The organism is Enterobacter cloacae complex sp. 2021EL-01169 (assembly GCF_020733125.1).
Taxonomy (GTDB): domain Bacteria; phylum Pseudomonadota; class Gammaproteobacteria; order Enterobacterales; family Enterobacteriaceae; genus Enterobacter; species Enterobacter roggenkampii.
In genome coordinates, this window is the sequence record NZ_JAJFTC010000041.1 from 1 (window position 1) to 2,709 (window position 2,709).

General features: G+C 64.7%; 1 protein-coding gene. It reads right to left on the reverse strand.

Going from position 1 to position 2,709, the window contains the following annotated elements:
- Positions 1-134: 134 nt before the first annotated feature.
- Positions 135-2,709 (reverse strand): Tn3-like element ISPa38 family transposase (locus LLF79_RS26710; RefSeq protein ID WP_227880620.1); only part of this gene is annotated, 2,575 nt, incomplete at its 5' end.

Sequence of the window (2,709 nt, forward strand, 5' to 3'; positions counted from 1 at the left end):
TGAATATGGAAAGAGTTTTTACCCAGATCGATACCAATGAGCGCAATGTTTTCCATGATAGTTCTCCGAATGAAAGCCTGTCCTCAGCATAGTACCGGGAAGGAGGGAGTGACCATCTCATTAAATAAAGCACGCTAAGCCGGTTGCAGCGGCCGTAGCGGCCTGAACTTGCCCGCGCCGATCTTGGCGCTGCTGCGCCAGAGGTAATCGCCGGTCAGGTTGATGTGCTCCCAGCCGAGCGGCGACAGGTACTGCAACAGGCCGTCATCGACGGCTTGACCGTGGCCACGCAAGGCGTTCGCGGCCCGCTCCAGATAGACCGTGTTCCATAGCACGATGGCCGCCGTCACCAGGTTGAGGCCGCTGGCCCGGTAGCGCTGCTGCTCGAAGCTGCGGTCGCGGATTTCCCCCAGGCGGTTGAAGAACACGGCGCGGGCCAGCGCGTTGCGCGCCTCGCCTTTGTTCAGCCCGGCATGCACGCGGCGGCGCAGCTCGACGCTTTGCAGCCAGTCCAGGATGAACAGTGTGCGCTCGATGCGTCCCAGCTCACGCAGGGCGACGGCCAGGCCGTTCTGGCGCGGGTAGCTGCCAAGCTTCCTGAGCATCAGCGAGGCCGTCGCCGTGCCCTGCTTGATCGAGGTGGCCATCCGCAGGATTTCATCCCAATGGGCGCGGACGTGCTTGATGTTGAGCGTGCCGCCGATCATCGGTTTCAACGCCTCGTAGGTGGCATCGCCCTTCGGGATGTAGAGCTTGGTGTCGCCCAGGTCACGAATGCGCGGGGCGAAGCGGAAGCCCAGCAGGTGCATCAACGCGAAGACGTGGTCCGTGAACCCTGCCGTGTCGGTGTAGTGCTCCTCGATCCGCAGGTCGGATTCGTGATACAGCAGGCCGTCGAGCACGTAGGTCGAGTCGCGCACGCCGACGTTCACGACCTTGGTGTGGAACGGCGCGTACTGGTCGGAGATATGGGTGTAGAACGTCCGCCCTGGGCTGCTGCCGTATTTCGGATTGATGTGGCCGGTGCTCTCGGCCTTGCTGCCGGTGCGGAAGTTCTGGCCGTCCGACGATGACGTGGTGCCGTCGCCCCAATGCCCGGCGAAGGGATGTCGGAACTGCGCGTTGACCAGCTCGGCCAGTGCCGCCCCGTAGGTTTCGTCGCGGATGTGCCAGGCTTGCAGCCAGGCCAGCTTGGCGTAGGTCGTGCCGGGGCACGATTCCGCCATCTTGGTCAGGCCCAGGTTGATCGCGTCGGCGAGGATCGTGGTCAGCAACAGGTTTTTGTCCTTGGCCAGGTCGCCTGACTTCAGGTGGGCGAAGTGCCGGGTGAAGCCCGTCCATTCGTCTACCTCCAGCAGCAATTCGGTGATCTTGACGTGCGGTAGGATCATCGCCGTCTGGTCGATCAGGGCCTGTGCGGTATCGGGCACCGCCGCATCGAGCGGCGTGATCTTCAGGCCCGACTCCGTGATGATGGCGTCCGGCAGCTCGTTGGCCAGCGCCATGCGGTTGACGGTGGCGAGCTGCGTTTCCAGCAGCGTCAGCCGGTCATGCAGGTACTGGTCGCAATCGGTGGCCACGGCCAGCGGCAATTCGCTGGCCTGCTTGAGGCTGGCGAATTTCGCGGGCGGCACCAGGTAGTCCTCGAAGTCCTTGAACTGGCGCGAGCCTTGCACCCAGATGTCGCCGGAGCGCAGCGCGTTCTTCAGCTCCGACAGCGCGCACAGTTCGTAGTAGCGCCGGTCGATGCCGGTGTCGGTCATCACCAGCTTCTGCCAGCGCGGCTTGATGAACTCGGTCGGCGCGTCGGTGGGCACCTTGCGGGCGTTGTCGCTGTTCATGCTGCGCAGCACCTCGATGGCGTCGAGTACGTCCTTGGCGGCGGGCGCGGCCCGCAACTTGAGCACGTCGAGAAATTCCGGCGCGTAGCGGCGCAGCGTGGCGTAGCTCTCGCCGATGCGGTGCAGGAAATCGAAGTCCTCGGGTTGCGCGAGCCGCTGCGCTTCGGTGACGCTCTCGGCGAAAGCTTCCCAGGACATGACGGCCTCGATGGCGGCGAACGGATCGCGGCCCGCTTGCTTGGCCTCGATCAGCGCCTGGCCGATGCGCCCGAACAGCCGCACCTTGGCATTGATCGCCTTGCCGGATGCCTGGAACTGCTGCTGATGCTTGTTCTTGGCGGCATTGAACAGCTTGCCCAGGATGCGGTCATGCAGGTCGATGATTTCGTCGGTGACGGTGGCCATGCCCTCGATGGCGAGCGCCACCAGGGTCGCGTAACGCCGCTGCGGCTCGAACTTCGCCAGGTCGGCGGGCGTCATCTGGCCGCCCTCGCGGGCGATCTTGAGCAGCCGGTTCTGGTGAACCAGCCGCTCGATGCCGGAGGGCAGGTCGAGCGCCTGCCACGCCTTGAGGCGTTCGATGTGTTCCAGCATGTGCCGCGAGTTCGGTTTGACCGGGGATTGCCGCAGCCAGGCCAGCCACGTCGTCTTGCCGTTGTCGCGGCGCTTGAGCAGATCGTCGAGGCGACGGCGATGCACGTCCGTCAGCGGCTCAGCCAAGGCGTCGTAGAGACGCCGGTTGGCGCGGGTAATCGCTTCGGCGCTCGCCCGCTCGACGGCGTTGAGGGCGGGCACAATGACCGACTGCCGCCGCAGGTGCTCGATCAAGGCTCTGGCCAGCACGATGCCCTTGTCGGTTTGCATGGCC